19 protein-coding genes and 1 pseudogene are annotated in these 19288 nt (G+C 59.7%); 12 read left to right on the forward strand and 8 right to left on the reverse strand.

Annotation, left to right across the window (positions count from 1 at the left end; all coding sequences use genetic code 11):
- A pseudogene (locus ACIONG_RS09600) lies at positions 1-704 on the reverse strand (glutamine synthetase); the annotation flags it as partial.
- Between the two features lie 282 nt (positions 705-986).
- Between ACIONG_RS09600 and ACIONG_RS09605 the strand changes: the two are divergent.
- The 5 genes from ACIONG_RS09605 (at position 987) to ACIONG_RS09625 (ending at position 6394) form a co-directional block, all read left to right on the forward strand.
- The gene (locus ACIONG_RS09605; RefSeq protein WP_401298558.1) at positions 987-1748 is read left to right on the forward strand and encodes a gamma-glutamyl-gamma-aminobutyrate hydrolase family protein; all 762 of its coding nucleotides are present in this window, start codon (positions 987-989) and stop codon (positions 1746-1748) included.
- Between the two features lie 372 nt (positions 1749-2120).
- Positions 2121-3263, forward strand: a complete 1143-nt coding sequence (gene potA, locus ACIONG_RS09610; RefSeq protein ID WP_123528987.1) for a polyamine ABC transporter ATP-binding protein — start codon at positions 2121-2123, stop codon at positions 3261-3263.
- 29 nt (positions 3264-3292) lie between these two features.
- Positions 3293-4174 (forward strand): ABC transporter permease subunit, encoded by an 882-nt coding sequence (locus ACIONG_RS09615; protein ID WP_401298853.1) that lies wholly within the window; start codon positions 3293-3295, stop codon positions 4172-4174.
- A complete protein-coding gene (locus tag ACIONG_RS09620; protein ID WP_401298561.1) occupies positions 4171-5049 on the forward strand; it encodes an ABC transporter permease subunit in 879 nt (292 codons plus the stop codon). The genes ACIONG_RS09615 and ACIONG_RS09620 overlap by 4 nt, the downstream gene beginning before the upstream one ends.
- Before the next feature lie 247 nt (positions 5050-5296).
- Positions 5297-6394, forward strand: coding sequence for a polyamine ABC transporter substrate-binding protein (locus ACIONG_RS09625; protein WP_401298564.1), 1098 nt, complete (start codon positions 5297-5299; stop codon positions 6392-6394).
- Positions 6395-6698: 304 nt separating this feature from the next.
- Here ACIONG_RS09625 and thpR read toward each other — a convergent pair whose 3' ends face one another.
- Positions 6699-7238 (reverse strand): RNA 2',3'-cyclic phosphodiesterase, encoded by a 540-nt coding sequence (thpR, locus tag ACIONG_RS09630; protein ID WP_401298567.1) that lies wholly within the window; start codon positions 7236-7238, stop codon positions 6699-6701.
- 102 nt (positions 7239-7340) lie between these two features.
- Here thpR and ACIONG_RS09635 point away from each other — a divergent pair, with 102 nt between their 5' ends.
- Positions 7341-7535: a hypothetical protein gene (locus ACIONG_RS09635; protein ID WP_103305912.1), complete on the forward strand. Its 195-nt coding sequence runs from the start codon at positions 7341-7343 to the stop codon at positions 7533-7535.
- A 169-nt stretch (positions 7536-7704) separates the two neighbouring features.
- Here ACIONG_RS09635 and ACIONG_RS09640 read toward each other — a convergent pair whose 3' ends face one another.
- Positions 7705-8058 carry a DUF1428 domain-containing protein gene (locus tag ACIONG_RS09640; RefSeq protein ID WP_103305911.1) on the reverse strand — a complete coding sequence of 118 codons (354 nt, stop codon included), beginning with the start codon at positions 8056-8058 and terminating at the stop codon, positions 7705-7707.
- A gap of 2 nt (positions 8059-8060) precedes the next feature.
- Positions 8061-9140 (reverse strand): hypothetical protein, encoded by a 1080-nt coding sequence (locus tag ACIONG_RS09645; RefSeq protein WP_401298571.1) that lies wholly within the window; start codon positions 9138-9140, stop codon positions 8061-8063.
- Positions 9141-9448: 308 nt separating this feature from the next.
- Here ACIONG_RS09645 and ACIONG_RS09650 point away from each other — a divergent pair, with 308 nt between their 5' ends.
- Positions 9449-9721, forward strand: a complete 273-nt coding sequence (locus ACIONG_RS09650) for a hypothetical protein (protein ID WP_212809289.1) — start codon at positions 9449-9451, stop codon at positions 9719-9721.
- Positions 9722-9792: 71 nt separating this feature from the next.
- Here ACIONG_RS09650 and ACIONG_RS09655 read toward each other — a convergent pair whose 3' ends face one another.
- Positions 9793-10695: a hypothetical protein gene (locus ACIONG_RS09655; protein WP_401298574.1), complete on the reverse strand. Its 903-nt coding sequence runs from the start codon at positions 10693-10695 to the stop codon at positions 9793-9795.
- Between the two features lie 272 nt (positions 10696-10967).
- Positions 10968-11174: a hypothetical protein gene (locus ACIONG_RS09660; RefSeq protein ID WP_401298577.1), complete on the reverse strand. Its 207-nt coding sequence runs from the start codon at positions 11172-11174 to the stop codon at positions 10968-10970.
- A 243-nt stretch (positions 11175-11417) separates the two neighbouring features.
- Here ACIONG_RS09660 and ACIONG_RS09665 point away from each other — a divergent pair, with 243 nt between their 5' ends.
- From ACIONG_RS09665 to paoC, 4 genes are all read left to right on the forward strand, one after another.
- Positions 11418-13172 carry an L-lactate permease gene (locus ACIONG_RS09665; protein ID WP_401298580.1) on the forward strand — a complete coding sequence of 585 codons (1755 nt, stop codon included), beginning with the start codon at positions 11418-11420 and terminating at the stop codon, positions 13170-13172.
- Between the two features lie 357 nt (positions 13173-13529).
- On the forward strand, positions 13530-14153 hold the full coding sequence (gene paoA, locus ACIONG_RS09670) for an aldehyde dehydrogenase iron-sulfur subunit PaoA (RefSeq protein ID WP_401298583.1): 624 nt from the start codon (positions 13530-13532) through the stop codon (positions 14151-14153).
- A complete protein-coding gene (locus ACIONG_RS09675) occupies positions 14150-15103 on the forward strand; it encodes an FAD binding domain-containing protein (RefSeq protein ID WP_401298586.1) in 954 nt (317 codons plus the stop codon). Before paoA ends, ACIONG_RS09675 begins: the two co-directional genes overlap by 4 nt.
- Positions 15100-17295 carry an aldehyde oxidoreductase molybdenum-binding subunit PaoC gene (gene paoC / locus ACIONG_RS09680; RefSeq protein ID WP_401298589.1) on the forward strand — a complete coding sequence of 732 codons (2196 nt, stop codon included), beginning with the start codon at positions 15100-15102 and terminating at the stop codon, positions 17293-17295. Before ACIONG_RS09675 ends, paoC begins: the two co-directional genes overlap by 4 nt.
- A 213-nt stretch (positions 17296-17508) precedes the next feature.
- Here the strand turns inward: paoC and ACIONG_RS09685 are convergent, their stop codons facing one another.
- Entirely contained in the window at positions 17509-17985 is a 477-nt protein-coding gene (locus ACIONG_RS09685; protein WP_401298591.1) for a cupin domain-containing protein, read from the reverse strand.
- Between the two features lie 128 nt (positions 17986-18113).
- Here ACIONG_RS09685 and ACIONG_RS09690 point away from each other — a divergent pair, with 128 nt between their 5' ends.
- On the forward strand, positions 18114-19007 hold the full coding sequence (locus ACIONG_RS09690) for a LysR family transcriptional regulator (protein ID WP_401298594.1): 894 nt from the start codon (positions 18114-18116) through the stop codon (positions 19005-19007).
- Positions 19008-19035: 28 nt separating this feature from the next.
- On the opposite strand, the gene ACIONG_RS09695 is transcribed toward ACIONG_RS09690, so the two are convergent.
- On the reverse strand, positions 19036-19239 hold the full coding sequence (locus ACIONG_RS09695) for a hypothetical protein (RefSeq protein WP_401298596.1): 204 nt from the start codon (positions 19237-19239) through the stop codon (positions 19036-19038).
- Between the last annotated feature and the right edge of the window lie 49 nt (positions 19240-19288).

Here is a 19288-nt window from a genome sequence, read left to right on the forward strand (position 1 = left end):
TGGAGCAAGTCGCACGCCTTGAGCGGGTCAGAGACGTGATGCAGGTTGACTTCGAATTGCGCCGGGGCGCTTTCCTTGACGATGGCGTCAGCCGGGATGCCCTGCTCTTTCGCGCCTTCGAGGATGTCTTGCAGGCAGTCGACGTATTCGTCGAGGTCGTCGATCAGGTAGACCTGAGTCGACACCGGACGCTTGCCCGATACCGGCGAGCGCGGCGACTGCGGACGGCCGTTCACGTTGTCCTGGTCGATCAGGTAGAACTCCAGCTCAAACGCCGCGCAGATAGTCAGACCCATTTCATCGAACTTGCGTACGACGTTGGCCAGCACTTCACGCGGGTCGGCGAAGAACGGCTCGCCTTCGAGCTCGTGCATGGTCATCAGCAATTGGGCGGTTGGGCGCTTCTGCCACGGCTCAATGCTCAGGGTGCCGGGGATCGGGTAGCAGATGCGGTCAGCGTCGCCGATGTCCAGACCCAGGCCGGTGCTTTCCACCGTGGAGCCATTGATGTCGAGGGCGAAGAGCGAGGCCGGCAGGTTGATGCCCTTCTCGTAAACCTTATGAAGACTGGTGCGTTCGATGCGCTTGCCGCGCACCACACCGTTCATATCCGCAATCAGAAGGTCGACGTACAAAACCTCAGGATATTTCTTAAGGAATGCGTTTGCTTCGTTGAGTTGAACGGTACGCAGAGGGACCGACATGATGCACCTATTTAGCTGTTAATTATTATGTTCACTGCTGTTTCGCCGAGCCAGTCAACCCGAACGGCAAAGTGAAGTCAATAGCGAACAGCTGGCCGCTCAGCCTTTATTTTTAGGGCCTTTTTTAACACTCTCGTGCCAATACAGGTGCCAGAGGCCCGGAAATTATGAAGATTTGATGAACGGCGTTTAGAATTTTTTACATGGCAGTTGTTAATTAAAATCAACGAGGCTAAGCTCCGGAAAAGCTCGTTCAAGTGTCAAACTTCGAGGTGAATAAAAATGGCATTCAAGCCATTGATCGGCGTTACTGCGTGCGTCAAACAGATTGGCCTGCACCCCTATCACATCAGCGGCGACAAATACGTTCGCGCTGTCAGCGTTGCGGCGCTGGGGTTGCCAGTGGTCATTCCTTCCCTTGGCAACCTGACTGAAATCGAGGACCTGCTCGGTCAACTCGACGGTCTGCTGCTGACCGGTTCGCCCTCGAATGTGGAACCTTTCCACTATCAAGGCCCGGCCAGCGCCCCCGGCACGGATCACGATCCGGCGCGGGATGCCACCACCCTTCCTTTATTGCGTGCAGCCATCGCGGCGGGCGTTCCGGTGCTCGGCATCTGCCGTGGTTTCCAGGAAATGAACGTGGCGTTCGGCGGCAGCCTGCATCAGAAAGTGCACGAGTTGCCGGGCATGCTCGATCACCGCGAAGCCGATAGTCCGGACGTGGCCGTGCAATACGCACCGGCTCACGCTGTGACCGTGCTGGATGGCGGCGTGTTCGAAGCGCTGGAGTTGCCGGGCGAGTTCCAGGTCAACTCGATCCACAGTCAGGGCATCGACCGCCTCGGCCCCGGCCTGCGCGCCGAAGCGGTGGCGCCGGACGGTCTGATCGAGGCGATCTCGGTCGAGCACAGCCCGTCGTTTGCCCTCGGCGTGCAATGGCACCCGGAGTGGCAAGTGCTCGACAACCCGAACTACCTGCGAATTTTCCAGGCATTCGGCGAGGCTTGCAGGCAACGGGCGGCGCGACGCAACCAGCGCTGATACATCCAAGGATTTCAAAACTGTTTACTGCCCCCACGGGGTCGGCGGTTGCGCGTGTGCGCATCCGTCATCCGTGAAAACAACAAACCGTAATAACAACAAGTACGACCCAGGCAGCCAGGACGGCGGCGCCGACCAAGCCGGATCGGTATGAGCTGTACCCGTCAGATCAATGCAAAACCCTGTGGGAGCTGGCTTGCCAGCGATGAGGCCATCACCTTCAACATAATGGGTGACTGACCCTCCGCCATCGCTGGCAAGCCAGCTCCCACAGGGGGATGTGATCCGACCGGGAATGCACTTACAGATCTGCAATCCACTCTTAAGCCAGGCCACGTTGGCCCGGCGACTGAAACCTGTTGGGAGTTTCACATGGCAAACGCCTCCAGCACTTACAGGAAGGCACTTGAAGGTCATCAGCAACCGAAAAAGGTGTTGGTGAAAGTCGATCGTGTCACCAAGAAGTTCGACGAAACCACGGCAGTGGACGACGTGTCCCTGGAGATCCATCAGGGCGAAATCTTTGCCCTGCTTGGCGGCTCCGGTTCGGGCAAATCGACCCTGCTGCGCATGCTCGCCGGTTTCGAGCGGCCGACTGAAGGGCGGATTCTGCTCGACGGCGTGGACATCACCGACATGCCGCCGTACGAGCGGCCGATCAACATGATGTTCCAGTCCTACGCGCTGTTCCCACACATGACCGTCGCGCAAAACATTGCCTTCGGCTTGAAGCAGGACCGTTTGCCGGCCAGCGAAATCGACGCCCGCGTCGAAGAGATGCTGCGCCTGGTGCACATGACCCAATACGCCAAACGCAAGCCGCATCAACTCTCCGGCGGTCAGCGCCAGCGCGTCGCCCTCGCCCGCTCGCTGGCCAAGCGGCCGAAGCTGTTGCTGCTCGACGAACCAATGGGCGCGCTGGATAAAAAGCTGCGTTCGCAGATGCAGCTTGAGCTGGTAGAGATCATCGAGCGCGTCGGCGTGACTTGCGTGATGGTGACCCACGACCAGGAAGAGGCCATGACCATGGCCGAGCGCATTGCGATCATGCACCTGGGCTGGATCGCTCAGATCGGCAGCCCGGTCGACATCTATGAAGCCCCGGTCAGCCGCATGGTCTGCGAGTTCATCGGCAACGTGAACGCTTTCGACGGCACCGTGGTGGAAGACCTTGAAGGTCACGCGATCATCCACAGCCCGGATTTGCAGCAGAAGATCTACGTCGGTCACGGCGTCAGCACCTCGGTGCAAGACAAGTCGATCACCTACGCGATCCGCCCGGAAAAAATGCTCGTCAGCACGACCAAGCCAGAGTTCCGCTACAACTGGTCCGAAGGCAAAGTGCATGACATCGCTTACCTCGGCGGTCACTCGGTGTTCTACGTCGAACTGCCCGGCGGCAAGATCGTCCAGTCGTTCATGGCCAATGCCGAACGCCGTGGCGCGCGTCCGACCTGGGACGACAAGGTTTACGTCTGGTGGGAAGACGACAGCGGCGTGGTGCTGCGCTCATGAGAACCTTCAATCAGCAATTCCTGCGCCTGGTGCCCAGCGGACGAAAACTGGTGATCGGCATTCCGTTCATCTGGCTGTTCCTGTTCTTCATGCTGCCGTTCTTTCTGGTGATGAAGATCAGCTTTTCGGAAGCCGCACTGTCGATCCCGCCGTACTCGGAGATCTACACCTACGCCGAACAGAAATTCCAGCTGCTGCTGAACATCGGCAACTACAGCATGCTCGGCGAAGACGAGTTGTACCTGTCGGCGTACCTCGGTTCGTTGAAGGTCGCCGCACTGAGCACGATGATGTGCCTGCTGATCGGATTCCCGATGGCCTACGCGATCACCAAAACCGGCAAGGAAACGCAAAACGTCCTGCTGCTGTTGATCATGATGCCGACCTGGACCGCGATCCTGATCCGCGTTTACGCGTGGATGGGCATTCTCAGCAACAACGGTCTGCTTAACGCATTTCTGATGTGGACGGGGCTGACCGATCACCCGATCGAGATCCTCAACACCAACACTGCGGTGTACATCGGCGTGGTCTATGCCTATCTGCCATTCATGGTGTTGCCGCTGTACGCCAACCTCGTCAAACACGATGGCAGCCTGCTGGAAGCCGCGTCGGATCTGGGCTCGAGCAACTTCAACAACTTCTGGAAAATCACCGTGCCGCTGGCCAAGAACGGGATCATCGCCGGTTGCATGCTGGTGTTCATTCCGGTGGTTGGCGAGTTCGTGATTCCGGAACTGCTGGGTGGTCCGGAGACGCTGATGATCGGTCGCGTGCTGTGGCAAGAGTTCTTCAATAACCGCGACTGGCCGGTAGCGTCCGCGCTGGCGGTGGTGATGCTGTTGATCCTGATTGTGCCGATTCTGCTGTTCAACCGCAGCCAGGCCAAAGAGATGGAGGCACGGGGATGAAACGCTTCGGTTTTTCCAAGTTCATGCTGATCTTCGGCCTGATGTTCATCTATCTGCCGATGCTGATTCTGGTGATCTACTCGTTTAACGCCTCGAAACTGGTGACGGTGTGGGGCGGCTGGTCGGTGAAGTGGTACGTCGGCTTGCTCGACAACACGCAACTGATGGGCTCGGTGGTGCGCTCGCTGGAAATCGCCTGCTACACCGCGATTGCTGCGGTGGCCTTGGGCACCCTCGCCGCCTTCGTGCTGACGCGTGTCACCCGTTTCAAGGGCCGCACGCTGTTTGGTGGCCTGGTCACTGCGCCGTTGGTGATGCCGGAAGTGATCACCGGTCTGTCGCTGTTGCTGCTGTTCGTGGCGATGGCGCAACTGATCGGCTGGCCGCAGGAACGTGGCATCGTGACGATCTGGATCGCCCACACCACGTTTTGTGCAGCCTATGTGGCGGTGGTAGTCTCCGCCCGCCTGCGTGAACTGGACCTGTCGATCGAAGAAGCAGCGATGGATCTGGGCGCGAAGCCGTTCAAGGTGTTTTTCCTGATCACGATTCCGATGATCGCGCCGTCGCTGGCAGCGGGCGGGATGATGTCGTTCGCCTTGTCGCTGGATGACCTGGTGTTGGCGAGCTTCGTGTCCGGCCCGGGCTCCACCACCCTGCCGATGGAAGTGTTCTCGGCGGTGCGTCTGGGCGTGAAGCCTGAGATCAACGCGGTGGCGAGCTTGATTCTGCTGGCGGTGTCGCTGGTGACTTTCCTGGTCTGGTACTTCGGCCGCAAGGCAGAGGCCAGCCGCAAGAAGGCGATTCAGGAAGCGATGGATCAGACGGCGAATGAGTCGTGGCAACAGCCGCAACGCGCCGCGACTATCGCTTAATGTGAGACAACTTTTGTGGCGAGGGGATTTAGCGAAACGTCGCACCGCCCCGATCGGCTGCGAAGCAGTCGTAAAACCATTCCACGCGGAGTATCTGACTCACCGCATGCACAGGTTTTGGGGCTGCTTCGCAGCCCATCGGGGGCGGTGCGACGTTTCGCTAAATCCCCTCACCACAGAAGCTCTCTCCCAAGGTTTTATGTACACCCGGTTTGTGTTTTTGAATAAGAAGAATGGAGTTTCACCGATGAAAATGTTTGGCAGGACTCTGCTGACACTGTCCTTAATGGGCGCAATCGTCATGGGCGCCCAGGCCAACGACAAGGTGCTGCGTGTTTACAACTGGTCCGATTACATCGCGCCGGACACCGTCAAGAAGTTCGAAGACGAGACCGGTATCCGCGTGACCTACGACGTCTTCGACAGCAACGAGACCCTTGAGGCGCGTTTGCTGGCGGGCAAATCCGGTTACGACCTGGTCGTGCCGTCCAACAGTTTCCTGGCCAAGCAGATCAAGGCCGGCGTCTATCAGACGCTGGATAAATCAAAGCTGCCGAACTGGAAGAATCTCAACCCGGTGCTGCTGAAAAACGCTGCCGCCAGTGATCCGGACAACGCCCATGCGTTCCCGTACATGTGGGGCTCGATCGGCATCGGTTTTAACCCGGCCAAGGTCAAGGAAGTACTCGGCGCCAACGCCCCGACCAACTCCTGGGACTTGCTGTTCAAGCCGGAAAACGCTGAAAAACTCAAAGCCTGCGGCATCAGCTTCCTCGATTCGCCGACCGAAATGATCCCGGCCGCCCTGCACTATCTGGGCTACCCGGTGAACGACAAGGACAAGGCGCACATCCTCGAAGCCGAAGCGCTGTTCATGAAAATCCGCCCGTACGTGGCGTACTTCCATTCTTCGAAGTACATCTCGGATCTGGCCAACGGCAACATCTGCGTGGCCGTCGGTTATTCCGGTGACGTGCTGCAGGCCAAGGCCCGCGCCGTGGAATCGGGGAACAACGTGGTGATCGACTACAGCATCCCCAAGGAAGGCGCCGGCAGCTTCTACGACATGGTAGCCATCCCGCGCGATGCGGCGAACGTCGAGAACGCTTACTTGTTCATGGACTTCCTGATGCGCCCGGACATCATTGCCGAGATCACCAACAGCAACGGCTACAGCAATGCCAACTCGGCCGCTACACCGCTGGTGGACGAAGCGATCCGCAACGACCCGGGCTCTTATCCGTCGCAGGCGGTGATGGCGACTTTGTATGCGGTACCGGATCAGCCGATCGCCACCCAGCGGATCATGACCCGTGGCTGGACCCGAGTGAAACTCGGCAAGTAACCCTACGGAGTTGGAGTTCCAACAACACTGATGAACATGTGGGAGCTGGCTTGCCAGCGATGTCGGTGGGTCAGGCAAAGGTGATTCGGATGTGCTGACCCCATCGCTGGCAAGCCAGCTCCCACAGGGTTTTGAGATCACATTCAGACAGTGCCAGGCCCAGGATTTTCTTAGCTTAAATAATTCAGTGCTTTCCCGTTCACGCAGCGCCTTACCACCGCTGCACCCTGCAAATGAACGGCCTCACCTGGCTCCCTCTGCTCAGGTGAATTTCAGGCGCCCTCGGGCGCCTTTTTTTGTCTCTTCAGATCAGCGGCCAATCCTGCAGAACGCGGTAACGGCCCTTGTGCGATTCGAACAAGGCAAAGCGTTCGGCACGCAGGAAAAACTCTGGTGGCGTAGCGGATTCCGGCTCCGACGCACGGTAGTCACGCGCCAATGTCAGGTGCGGGCGAAACTCTCGGGCTGTCTCTTCAAAGCCGAATGGCAGCATGGCCTGTTCCAGGCCGTAGACCAGGCGCAGCAACTCCGGCGGCGCTTGCTCGGGCGCCAGTGACAACACCCCGGCGCGGTGCCAGACCTGCAAGCGATCCAATGAAATGCGCAACGCCTGCCCCGGCGTGCGCACTTTGCCAGCGGCTTCGCAGACCTCGCCGATCTGCGCCAGCGGCACGGCGCCGAGGAACAACAGGGTCAGGTGAAAATTATCCGCCGGTACAGCTTTGCCGGCCCGCAAACCCAACTCCGCACGCCACTGAGCAATCGCCTTGCGCTGCGCCGGTGGGCAGTCCAGTGCAAAAAACAGCCGCTTGAACGGCTCATCCCTGTGCGTTTCATCGGTCATGACCTGCTCCTTCACTGGTGAACGGCAGATTCTACACAGCCTGATCTGACGACTCGCAACGCAGGTCTATAGTTCAAGGATTGCCATCAACCGGAGGTCGCCATGCGCGAGATCCTCAGCAAAGAGCCGTGGTGGGCCCGGCCACCGAATCCCGGGCAGGATGAACAGGAACTGGAATGGGGCTGGCTGGTGCATTACAGCGAGGGCGAGCCACGTTTCGAATTCATCCGTGAGCGGCCGACGGACGAACAGATCCGCCACCGCAAAAGCTGCCGGATCACCCCGTCAGCAGAATGAGATACAAAACCTGCGGGATGCCGCGATCGTCCATCCAGCGCAAATCCCTGTGGGAGCTGGCTTGCCAGCGATGGCGATAGCCCCGTCAACACTGATGCTGAACAGGCTGGCCCGATCGCTGGCAAACCAGCTCTCACAGAGTTATTCGAGTTCCCGAAAGTTTCAGGCTTCAGGGCTCGATGAGGTACTGGAAGCCGCCATAAATCATGCGCTGCCCGTCAAACGGCATCGGGTTGACGTCGGGTTTCATGCGCGGGTCTTCCATCATTTTCGCCATGCCGGCATCGCGAGTGGCCTTGTCCGGCCAGATCAGCCAGCCAGACGCCACGGTTTCACCCTCCTTGAGTTTCACTGCCATCGGGAACGACGTGAGCTTGCCGTCCGGCACGTCGTCACCCCAGCATTCGGCCACGCTCAGAGCGCCGTATTCCTTAAAGAGTACCGCGGCGATTTCGGCATGTTTTTTGTACTGTTCGCGATTGGCAGTCGGGACCGGGGCAACAAAAATATCGATGTAAGCCATGACTATTCTCCTTGTACGGTGGGTTCGTTCTGTTGAATGGTCGATTGCGGCGGCTGCCATTCGACACGATTCACGCCCAACCCGACCGACGGCTCCTCGCCCCCACCCAGATTGCGCTCGACCTGCCCGGCCATGTGCAACGTGCCGGCCATGACACCGGTGGTCGGGTTCTGCACCAGTTTCAGCCAGGCCTTGTCAAAGGTGTTGCCCAGGCTGCTGCGGATCAGCGCCTCGCTGTCAGGCCGGTCGTTGGCCTGGAGGATCGCCCGGATCCCCATCACTCCCACCGAGATCATCGCCCCAGCCAGTTTGCCGGCCGCTGCTGCGACGGCGCTGGCGGCGCCACGCGGGGCCATTTCCGCTTCCATGCGCTGGCTGGCGCGTTTGGCCACGGGTGCCATACCGGCGTCGGTCGAGGCAATGCCCTTGGCGCCGCCGTCGGTGTGAATCTTGTCGATCAGCGCCGCGTAGGCCGGCAGCGTGTTCAACGGTTCGGTGCTGATGACCTTGTACAACGAGGCGTCGCGAGCAGGCGGCGGGCCAAGTGCGATCGCCGGTATCTTCTGCAAACGCCCGTTGAGCTGAGCGACAGGCACACCGTGACGCTGGGCGATGAGCGGCATCTGTTGCGCCATCAGTTGCACATAGAACGCCGTGGCCTGCCCCAGAATGGCGTCCGGATCGATCTCCACCGCCACCGGCGCAAGGACCCTTTCCTGATATTGCTCAAGCAGATACGTCGCCAGTCGCTTGGCCGATGCGTCCTGCTCGCCGCCGGCACTGATCGTGTACCAACTGACCTTCATCGACAGCCATTCCTGGGTCCAGTAGCTGCTGAACCACGGGATGAAATTTTCTTCAGTTTGCTGATAGACGCGAGTGCGCCAATGTTCCATCGAGCCACGGGCGAACAGCTTGACCTGCTCGGTGGCCTGTTGCGAAGCACTGACGATCTCGCGGTCGACTTGCTGCCAGGTCGCTGGTGACACAACCACTGCCGGCGCGGGTGCAGGGGCCCGCACCGAAGAGGCGCAGCCGGCCAGCAGAAACAGTGCGGCAAGGGCCAGCGCACGCAGGGTCACGGTGGCGGTTTCCTTCAAATCAGGAGATAGGCAGATTTGAGTATAGGTGGATCAGTAGAGCCTGATGGTGGAGGTGCTGGCCCTATCGCTGGCAAGCCAGCTTCCACAGTGATCTCCAGCGAACTTGGATTTTGTGAGCACCCGCGATTCCCGTGGGCGCTGGCTTGCCGGCGATGGGGCCAGCAAACCCACCACCGAATTCCCAACCATCAATGCCGTCGATATTCACCATCGCGACGATTGCCTTCCGCCCGCCGTCCGGCGAAGGCACGATTGCCCCATCCGAGACACAACGAGGAGTTCACATCATGATTCACACCATCGCACTCTCCGTGAGTTTCCCGGTGTTCGGCAGCAACTACTACGAACAACACGTCGTCAACCGCAAGGCGCAGACGCTGGTGTTCAACGAAGATTTCGAAGATCTGCTGATGCCCGCCGCGACCAATCATTTCAGCAATGAAGTGGTCGGCATCAACGATCAGTTCCGCTTTCTGAGCGACATTCTCGCCACCCATTTGCTGGATCTCGAGGCCTCAGTGCCTGCGCATACCAGCGTCCGGGCGAGCGCTCACTTTTAATTGCAACACGCACAAAAAAGCCCACTGGCCGTTTCGGCGCAGTGGGCTTTTTTACAACGCAATAACGCTGCTCAGCGTGTCCAGCAATCGCGGTAACGCGAGCACACGTCGTATTGCGCTTCCAATCTAGCCATGCGGTCGAGATGGCGTCTGCTGGCTTCGGCCATCTCCTCTTTGGCCGACTGATAGTAAAACTGGATCATGGCCGTCTCCATCTCCGTCGGCGCCACGTTGCCGCGCTTACCGGAAGTACCGTCAACGGCGGACCATGCCTTCAACTGCTGGTCGTCGATACTGCGCAAACGCTTGCGGTACTCATCGCTGGTACGTGCCATCGCCTCGCTGGCAATGGCATCGCTTTCATGGGTGAACTCGAACAGATTCTGGCGATAGAGCGTCCAGTACTCATCCGGCAATTCGAAGCGGATTTTGCCCTTTCGCTCGCTGACCATCGAATCGATTTTGTCCGGGGAAAAGCTCGTCGACGTCGGCGTTTTCAGATCAGATTTGATCGCCACGAAAAGACTCGCCTCGACGATGCGATCGATCATGGCGGTGCGCTCCGGCGTATCCGGCAACTGCACCAGTGTTTTCGGAAAGATCCCACGCCCGGCACATGCCTCCAGTCCCTCTCGTTTCATTGGAATGGGCGTGCGCAGGTCCTTGCCGTCAATACGCTGCACCTGCTGCAACAATGTCGAACATTGCCGGCCCTTGACGCTGAGGGTCAATTCGTACTCTGAACCACGCTCAGGTTTGAAGTTGAAACCGTATCCGCAAACGGCATAACCCACTTGGGTGTTGACACTCAGGTACATGTCTTTTTCGGGCGGCAGTTTGATTTCCAGATAGCCCCTGGCCTTTTCCGGTGGGGCGACCATCATGCCGGCCCGGCGGTTGCTGTCGGGGATGAACAGATTGTTGAGCAGGCCCGTCGTCAGACCATCGCAATGCTCTGCATCGTAGTAGTCCATCGTTGCGTTATCGGTATTGGCGACAAAACGCAACTTGGCGGCATTGCTGTCGGTAGCATCCTGATAAGTGCCCGTCACAGAGCATCCCGAAAGCAAGAGCCCCGACAGCGCTGCGCAGATTACAGCGGGCGAGCAACGCAACAGAGGAGAGACAGACATGATCATCCTTGGGTGAGAAAGGCAAAAAGACGGCGATGCTACTGAATCGCCATCATCGAGTCCATCCCCTCATGTCTGCGTAACTCTTTTCATGCCCGACGCGCAGAACTCAGTCAGTCATCATCGCGATCACGGTAGTAGCGACGCCCGTCGCGGCGGTCGTCATCGCGGTCATCCCAGCGCCGGTCATGGTCGTAATTGCGCCCATGATCGCGGTCGTAATGCCGGCCGTGGCGGTGGTCATCATCAAAGTCCGCCACACAGCCACCGAGCATTACGGCGGCGGTCACGGTCAGCAACATCGTTGTAGTGCGCTTCATTCAACACTTCCCTAAAACCAAGGTCTTGACGACGGAACGGCTAACGCTGCCTGCATCTTCAGGACGCAGTGCGCGCAGCCGCCCATACGACCGGGCAAAAACACTTTGATTCAGTGGCCAGCAATGACCGTTTATCGCCTCAATCACCCTGGCCGAACGGCGGCGTAATGCCACCTATACTGCTTCTTGACGATACCCACGCAACGGACCTGCGCCCTCAAGAATAAAAAGCAGAGGTGCACCATGGTCTGGCAGCAAATCTATGATCCGTTCGGCAACCCGGTGATCTCCACGCTCATGGCCGCCGTGCCGGTGGTGGTGATGCTCGCGGCGCTGGCCTTCTTCCACGTCAAGGCGCATCTGGCCGCCCTGCTCGCCCTCGCTTCGGCGCTGCTGATTTCGATCTTCGCCTTCGGCATGCCGGCGAGCATGGCCGGTTCTGCGGCGCTGTTCGGCGCAGCCAACGGCTTGTTGCCGATTGGCTGGATCGTGCTCAACATCATCTTCCTGCATCGCCTGACCACCGAGAACGGTTCGTTCAAGGTGTTGCAGGATTCACTGGCGCGGATCACCGACGATCGACGCTTGCAGTTGCTGTTGATCGCCTTTTGCTTCGGGGCATTTTTCGAAGGCGCGGCGGGCTTCGGCACGCCGGTAGCGGTGACCGGGGCGATTTTGATTGGCCTCGGTTTTTCACCGTTGGCCGCGTCCGGTCTGGCCTTGATCGCCAACACCGCGCCAGTGGCTTTTGGCGCGCTCGGTACGCCGATCATCACCCTGGCCAAAGTCACCGGACTGGATGAGATGGAACTGTCGATGATGGTCGGTCGGCAACTGCCGTTCTTTTCCGTGCTGGTGCCGTTCTGGTTGATCTGGGCGTTCGCCGGGTGGCGCAAGATGCTGGAGATCTGGCCGGCGATTCTGGTGGCCGGGGTCAGCTTCGCCGTGCCGCAATTCCTCGTGTCGAACTTCCACGGACCAATGCTGGTGGACGTGATCGCCGCGCTGATTTCCATGGCGTGCCTGACGCTGTTCTTGAAGGTGTGGAAACCGGCGACGATTCATACCTCGGCGGCGCTGTCAGGGCGAGTCGACAACTCGAAAGTCGAGGAAGAAAAAGTCACCGCCAGCGCCGCGTTCAGCGATCAGGCGCGCCCGGCGGTGATGCGCGCGTGGATGCCGTGGATCATCCTCACCGTGTTTGTGTTTGCCTGGGGCACCCAGGGCTTCAAGAACATGTTCGACGTGCGCCCGGCAATCGATCCGGTCACGCATTCGGCGAAACTTGATCCGCAAGGCAAACCGGTCAACGAGGCCAACCCGATTTTCGCTCCGGCCGTGACCTTCACCACGCTGCACCTGCAAATCGAGAAAGTCCCGCCAGTGGTACCCGCGCCGAAAGCCGAGGAAGCGGTGTACAAATTCACCTGGTTCACCGCCACCGGCAGCGGGATTTTGCTCGCGGCGATCGTCGGCGGTCTGCTGATGGGCTACTCGATTCCGCAACTGTTCAAGCAGTACCTGCGCACGCTCTGGGTGGTGCGCTTTTCGTTGATCACCATTGCGGCGATGTTGGCGCTGGGGTTTCTCACGCGTTACTCGGGACTCGACGCGACCATGGGCCTGGCGTTTGCGGCGACGGGGATTTTCTATCCGATGTTCGGCACCTTGCTCGGGTGGCTGGGCGTGGCGTTGACGGGCTCGGATACCGCTTCGAACGTGCTGTTTGGCGGGCTGCAACGGGTGACGTCAGAGCAGCTCGGGATCAGTCCGATCCTGATGGCGGCGGCGAACAGTTCGGGCGGGGTAATGGGCAAGATGGTCGATGCGCAATCGATTGTGGTGGCCTCCACGGCGACGCGCTGGTATGGACATGAGGGCGAGATTTTGCGCTATGTGTTCTTTCACTCGATTGTGCTGGCGATTCTGGTTGGCGGGTTGGTGACGTTGCAGGCGTATGTGGCGCCGTTTACCCATATGGTGGTTGGCGGGCATTGAGGCTGGATGATCTGGCCTCATCGCTGGCAAGCCAGCTCCCACAGGTTTCTATGTTGTGAATCAAATTGTGTTTACGGCATAAGTCCCTGTGAGAGCTGGCTTGCCAGCGATGAGGCCCTGTCATTCAACACCTATATTGGCTGACACCCCGCCATCGCGAGCAGGCGAAGACCTACATTGAATCTGTGTCGGCCAGACCATTGATGAGCTGTGCGCATAACTCTATAGCGTAAATCCGCAAAAACCTTTTCCTATCCCCGGCGGTCATTCCTAGAACGAGACTGGCAAGCATGCCGGCGTGCCCCCATGGGCCATTCGCAACCCTGCCGCCTGATTGAGAGAAAAAGGAATCGAACCATGCCGATTTCCCGACGCAAATTTTTGATCCTCGGCGCTGTGACCGCGACCGCGTTTGCGATGCCACCCTTTATCAGCCTCAAGGCCTACGCCGCCAATCTGGAGCAACCGGCCATGAACAAAGTGACGATTCAAATCAATGGCAAGCCCCGCGCCCTTGAGGTCGACAACCGCACCACCCTGCTCGACGCCCTGCGTGAACACCTGCACCTGACCGGCAGCAAAAAAGGCTGCGACCACGGCCAGTGCGGCGCGTGCACGGTGATCGCCGATGGTCGACGGATCAATTCCTGCCTGACCCTGGCGGTCATGCACGAAGGCTCAGAGATCACCACCATCGAAGGCCTCGGCATGCCGGACAACCTGCACCCGATGCAAGCCGCGTTCATCAAACACGACGGCTATCAGTGCGGCTATTGCACGCCGGGGCAGATTTGCTCGGCGGTGGCGGTCATCAAGGAAATCCGCGACGGCATTCCCAGCCATGTCAGTCCCAGCCTGACCGAGCAACCACAACTGATCGCATCAGAATTCCAGGAACGCATGAGCGGCAATATCTGCCGTTGCGGCGCCTACTCGAACATCATCGAGGCGATCAGCGAAGTCGCGGAGGTGCCGGCATGAGACCGTTCAATTACAGCCGCGCCGACTCCCCCGCCGCCGCGGCACAAGCGGCGCAGATCGAAGGCGCGAAATTCATCGCCGGCGGCACCAATCTGCTCGATCTGATGAAGCTCGACATCGAAACCCCGCTGCATCTGATCGACGTCAATCACCTCGGCCTGGATCAGATCGAAGCCACGCCCGAGGGTGGTCTGCGCATCGGTGCGCTGGTGCGCAACACTGATCTGGCTGCCGACGCCCGCGTGCGCAAGGACTACGCGCTGCTGTCGCGCGCTCTGCTCGCCGGCGCTTCGGGGCAGTTGCGCAACATGGCGACCACCGCCGGCAACCTGCTGCAACGCACGCGCTGCCCGTATTTCTACGACACTAATCAGGCCTGCAACAAGCGCAATCCCGGCAGTGGCTGTGCGGCAATTGGCGGGGTCAGTCGGCAGTTGGGAATCATCGGCGTCAGCGCGGCGTGCATCGCCACGCACCCGAGCGACATGGCGATTGCGATGCGCGCCCTCGATGCGCAGATTGAAACGGTCAAACCGGACGGCAGCACGCGCCGCATTGCCATGGCGGATTTCCATCAGTTGCCCGGCGACACGCCGAACATTGAAACAAGCCTCACACCCGGCGAATTCATCACCTCGGTGACCCTGCCCGCTCCGCTCGGCGGCACCCACGTTTATCACAAGGTACGTGATCGTTCGTCCTACGCGTTTGCGCTGGTGTCGGTCGGTCTGATCCTGCAAAAGGACGGCAGCGGCCGCATCGCCGTCGGCGGAATTGCGCCGAAACCGTGGCGCGTCGAAGCGGCTGAAGCGCTGCTGCCCAAGGGTGCGAAAGCCGTCAGCGAACGATTGCTCGAAGGCGCCACGCCAACCGACGACAACCAATTCAAACTGACCCTGGTCGAGCGCACGCTCGGCTCGGTGTTGGCGCAAGCGAGGGATGAAGCATGAAATTCGACACGCCCGCCACCACCAACCCGATTGATCAATTGAAGGTCATCGGCAAACCCACCGACCGCATCGAAGGCAAACTGAAAACCTGCGGCCAGGCGCCGTACGCCTACGAGCAACATGAAGCGGTGGCCAATCAGGCCTACGGTTTCATGGTCGGCTCGGCCATCGCCAAGGGCCGCATTACCAACATCGATCTGGAAGCAGCCAAAGCCGCGCCCGGTGTTCTGGCGATCGTTACCGCTGCCAACGCCGGCAAACTCGGCAAGGGCAAATACAACTCGGCGCACCTGCTGGCCGGCCCTGAGGTGCAGCATTATCACCAGGCTGTCGCGCTGGTGGTCGCCGAGACTTTCGAGCAGGCGCGCGCTGCTGCGCAGTTGGTCAAAGTCGATTATGTCGCGGCCAAAGGCGAGTTCGATCTGGCCAGCGTGCGCGATCAAGGCGTTGAACCGAAAGACGAACTGCCAGACGTAAAACACGGCGATTTTGCCGCCGCTTTTACCGCCGCGCCGGTGCAGTTCGACCAGACCTACACCACCCCGGATCAGTCCCACGCAATGATGGAACCGCACGCAACATTGGCCGCGTGGAAAGGCGATCAGCTGACCTTGTGGACGTCCAACCAGATGATCGCCTGGAGCGTCGGTGACATCGCCACTACCCTTGGCTTGCCCGAGGAAAAAGTCCGCTTGATCTCGCCGTACATTGGCGGCGGTTTTGGCGGCAAGTTGTTCATTCGCGCCGACGCGATACTCGCCGCCCTCGGCGCGCGCATGGCGAGCAGACCGGTGAAAGTCGCCCTCGCCCGCCCACAGATCGCCAACAACACCACCCACCGTCCAGCGACTATCCAGCGCATCCGTATGGGGGCGACGGCGGACGGCAAACTCACCGCCATCGCTCACGAAGGCTGGTCGGGCAACCTTGAGGACGGCAAGGTCGAGGTCGCGGCGCAACCGAGTCAGTTGCTCTACGCCGCACAAAATCGTTTGGTCAGCATGCGTCTGGCGCCGCTCGATCTGCCCGAAGGCAACGCCATGCGTGCGCCGGGTGAAACACCGGGGTTGATGGCGCTGGAAATCGCCATGGATGAAATGGCCGAGCAGCTCAAACTCGATCCGATCCAGTTCCGCATCCTCAATGACACTCAGGTCGACCCGGTGAAAACCGAGCGGCCATTCTCCCAGCGGCGTTTGATCGAATGCCTGCAAACCGGTGCCGATAAATTCGGCTGGGACCAGCGCAACGCCACGCCCGGCAGCCGCCGCGAGGGTCGCTGGCTGATCGGCATGGGCGTCGGCGCGGCAATCCGTAATAACCTGCTGGTGGAGTCCGGCGCACGGGTCCGACTGGAGCGCGACGGCAAGGTCACGGTGGAAACCGACATGACCGACATCGGCACCGGCAGTTACACGATCATCGCGCAGACCGCTGCCGAGATGATGGGCGTGGGTATCGACGATGTCGTGGTGCGGTTGGGCGATTCGAACTTCCCCGTGTCAGCGGGCTCCGGTGGCCAGTTCGGCGCCAACTGCTCGACGGCCGGGGTCTATGCCGCGTGCGTAAAACTGCGTGAAGCGGTCGCGGCAAAACTGGGCATGAATGGCGAAGTTGAGTTCACTGACGGTCAGGTGCGAGCCGGCGGCAAAACCTTGCCGCTGCGCAATGCGGCGCAGAACGGCGTTGTTGAAGCAGAGGACAGCATTGAGTTCGCCGACCTTGCCAAGCAGTATCAGCAGTCGACGTTTGGTGCGCACTTTGTTGAAGTCGCGGTGGACGCAGCGACTGGCGAAGTTCGCGTACGGCGCATGCTCGCCGTGTGTTCTGCCGGACGGATTCTTAACCCGAAAGCCGCGCGCAGTCAGGTTATCGGGGCGATGACCATGGGCGTGGGCGCGGCGTTGATGGAGGAATTGGCGGTCGACAAGAAGCTTGGCTTTTTCGTCAACCACGATCTGGCCGGGTATGAGGTGCCGGTGCACGCCGACATTCCGCATCAGGAGGTGATTTTTCTTGATGAGACCGATCCGATTTCTTCGCCGATGAAGGCCAAGGGTGTCGGTGAGTTGGGGATTTGCGGGGTGAGTGCGGCGGTGGCGAATGCGATCTACAACGCGACCGGGGCACGGGTGCGGGAGTATCCGATTACCCTGGACAAGATTCTCTCGTCGTTGCCGGAAATGATTTGAAGCGCTGAAAAGCCCCTCACCCTAACCCTCTCCCAAAGGGAGAGGGGACCGATTGGGGGATGCTTCAGAACTACGCCGACCTGAAAGAGCATTGCCGAATCCATAATCGACGCTGCTCTTTCAGGTCGATGTATAGCGCAAGACACCTCCGTCGGCTCCCTCTCCCACCGGGCGGTCCGACGTTTCGGGAGGGCTGGGGTGAGGGAAATGGGCTCACTCGGTGCGCGGATACTGCGTTTCGCTCACCTGCTCCATCCACTCCACCACATTGCCATCCAGCACTTCGGCAATAGCGATGTGCGTCATCGCCGTGGTTGGTGCCGCGCCATGCCAATGCTTGGCACCGGGCGCGATCCACACCGTGTCGCCAGGACGAATCTGCCGAACAGGTTGCCCCCACTCCTGCACAAAACCTGAACCAGCAGTAACGATCAGCGTCTGACCCAACGGATGGGTATGCCACGCCGTCCTTGCTCCGGGCTCGAATGTCACCGTGGCGCCGCTGACTCGCGCGTCATCGCTGCCTTTGAATGGCGCATCAATCCGCACGGCGCCGGTAAACCAGTCAGCCGGCCCTTCAGCCGATGGTTGTGATCCATTGGGCGTTACCGTCACCCGTGGATGTTCATTGGCCTGAACATCCGCAGCCAACAACGAAAGAGTCAAAGCAGATGCAGTAATCGGATTCATGACCAGCCCTCCAGAATTTCGACAAACCCCTGCGGCACTGCCAACACGGGACATGCGTTCACTTTATCGGGCTGTACTCTTTAGATAATCGACTAGAATTCGAAAAAACTTATGCAGGACACTCATCAATGCTTCGTGAAAACGCCACTGACCTGCTCGCCTTTCTCGCCGTGGCACGTGAGCGCAGTTTCACCAAGGCTGCGGCCAAACTCGGCGTCTCGCAATCGGCGCTCAGCCATACCATCCGTGCCCTCGAAGCGCGATTGGGCCTGCGCCTGCTGACCCGCACCACCCGTAGCGTCTCTCCCACCGAGGCTGGTGAACACCTTTTGCAAACTGTTGGCCCGCGCTTTGAAGAGATCGAAGTAGAACTCGCTGCGCTGAGTAATCTGCGCGAAACCCCGGCCGGCAAGATCCGTATCAACGCCACCGACCATTCGCTGGACTGGCTGCTGCGCCCGGTGCTCAAGAAGTTTTTGCCGCGCTACCCGGATATCGCCGTCGAAGTCTGCTGCGATTACGGTTTCGTCGACATCGCCGGGCAAGGTTTCGACGCGGGCGTGCGCCTGGGCGAGGACGTGGCGCAAGGCATGATCGCGACGCGCATCGGCCCGGACATGCGCATGGCGGTGGTCGGGTCGCCCGCGTATTTCGCCAGCCGCTCAGTGCCGCAAACACCACGCGCGCTAACCGAACACGCCTGCAACAATTTGCGCCTGCCCACTAACGGCGGGCTCTATACCTGGGAGTTCGAAAAGTATGGCGAAAGCCTCAAGGTGCGGGTTTCCGGACAAGTCACGCTGAACGGCGTCTACCCGCTGCTTGATGCGGCCCTGGACGGTTTCGGCCTGAGCTATATCCCGGAAAACATCGTCGCGCCGTACCTGGCCGATGGCCGCTTGCTGCAAGTGCTCGAAGACTGGTGCCCGACCTTCGCCGGTTATCACCTTTACTACCCGAGCCGACGCCAGGCGGCACCGGCGTTTGCCTTGTTGCTGGAGGCGCTGCGCTATCGCGAGTGAGCGCCGCAGAATGGCGTCAGCCGTTTGGTCATTTTTTATAACAACCCGCGGCGCCCCAAGTCGCCTTGGCTATTTTCACAGCCGCTTCCAAAGAGCTCGCAGACATTGTCGCAATCTGCCCGCGCTGCGTTCCCAGACACACAAACTGTTGATTCAACGCATAGGCCGCGAACACGATCAGCAGGAGGCAAACCCCAGTGAAGCAGGCATATCTGCGGCTTTGCACGTCCATGATCGTTCTTCCTGGTTGAAGCTACGTCTCTATGATTGCCTGCAAGCAA

Source organism: Pseudomonas sp. NPDC087817 (assembly GCF_044742875.1).
Lineage (GTDB): Bacteria > Pseudomonadota > Gammaproteobacteria > Pseudomonadales > Pseudomonadaceae > Aquipseudomonas.

Bases quoted from the DNA above. Each gene is read 5' to 3' on its own strand.
- ACIONG_RS09665 (WP_401298580.1), top strand. From the start codon at position 11,418: ATGGTCTGGCAGCAAATCTATGATCCGTTCGGCAACCCGGTGATCTCC.
- ACIONG_RS09655 (WP_401298574.1), bottom strand. From the start codon at position 10,695: ATGGACTACTACGATGCAGAGCATTGCGATGGTCTGACGACGGGCCTG.
- paoA (WP_401298583.1), top strand. From the start codon at position 13,530: ATGCCGATTTCCCGACGCAAATTTTTGATCCTCGGCGCTGTGACCGCG.
- ACIONG_RS09625 (WP_401298564.1), top strand. From the start codon at position 5,297: ATGAAAATGTTTGGCAGGACTCTGCTGACACTGTCCTTAATGGGCGCA.
- ACIONG_RS09640 (WP_103305911.1), bottom strand. From the start codon at position 8,058: ATGGCTTACATCGATATTTTTGTTGCCCCGGTCCCGACTGCCAATCGC.
- ACIONG_RS09635 (WP_103305912.1), top strand. From the start codon at position 7,341: ATGCGCGAGATCCTCAGCAAAGAGCCGTGGTGGGCCCGGCCACCGAAT.
- ACIONG_RS09690 (WP_401298594.1), top strand. From the start codon at position 18,114: ATGCTTCGTGAAAACGCCACTGACCTGCTCGCCTTTCTCGCCGTGGCA.
- ACIONG_RS09605 (WP_401298558.1), top strand. From the start codon at position 987: ATGGCATTCAAGCCATTGATCGGCGTTACTGCGTGCGTCAAACAGATT.
- thpR (WP_401298567.1), bottom strand. From the start codon at position 7,238: ATGACCGATGAAACGCACAGGGATGAGCCGTTCAAGCGGCTGTTTTTT.
- ACIONG_RS09650 (WP_212809289.1), top strand. From the start codon at position 9,449: ATGATTCACACCATCGCACTCTCCGTGAGTTTCCCGGTGTTCGGCAGC.
- ACIONG_RS09675 (WP_401298586.1), top strand. From the start codon at position 14,150: ATGAGACCGTTCAATTACAGCCGCGCCGACTCCCCCGCCGCCGCGGCA.
- paoC (WP_401298589.1), top strand. From the start codon at position 15,100: ATGAAATTCGACACGCCCGCCACCACCAACCCGATTGATCAATTGAAG.
- ACIONG_RS09620 (WP_401298561.1), top strand. From the start codon at position 4,171: ATGAAACGCTTCGGTTTTTCCAAGTTCATGCTGATCTTCGGCCTGATG.
- ACIONG_RS09695 (WP_401298596.1), bottom strand. From the start codon at position 19,239: ATGGACGTGCAAAGCCGCAGATATGCCTGCTTCACTGGGGTTTGCCTC.
- potA (WP_123528987.1), top strand. From the start codon at position 2,121: ATGGCAAACGCCTCCAGCACTTACAGGAAGGCACTTGAAGGTCATCAG.
- ACIONG_RS09660 (WP_401298577.1), bottom strand. From the start codon at position 11,174: ATGAAGCGCACTACAACGATGTTGCTGACCGTGACCGCCGCCGTAATG.
- ACIONG_RS09685 (WP_401298591.1), bottom strand. From the start codon at position 17,985: ATGAATCCGATTACTGCATCTGCTTTGACTCTTTCGTTGTTGGCTGCG.